General features: G+C 37.6%; 1 protein-coding gene. It reads left to right on the top strand.

Annotated features, from left to right (window positions below; genetic code table 11):
- Positions 1-133: 133 nt before the first annotated feature.
- The coding region (locus tag A3761_RS28355) for a hypothetical protein (RefSeq protein ID WP_231881112.1) at positions 134-338 on the top strand (205 nt) is incomplete at its 3' end.

Raw genomic sequence — 338 nt, 5'->3', positions numbered from 1 at the left:
TTATGTTATTAACGTGAACTTGCTTTAACAAAAGCCCCTATCAAGCTGAAATAACACTATACTAGCTCACTAAATTTACTTTGATCATCGAGGAATTTCTGTGTTCGGAATATCAATTTTACGGCCAGTTTATTTGCTTTTCATATTATGCGCTGTAGGTATTATATCTAGTAATGTTAACGCCTCCCTTTCTATAGAAAAAAGCCCTAATGATAGCCGGCACTACGATTACTTAGTACTAGAAAACAAACTTCGAGTCTTGCTGGTTTCCGACCCAAATACCGATAAATCTTCTGCGTCTCTAGACGTTAATATTGGCAGCGCAAGTGACCCTCTTG

The organism is Oleiphilus sp. HI0123 (genome assembly GCF_001635315.1).
This window is presented reverse-complemented; position numbering and strand designations above follow the sequence as displayed.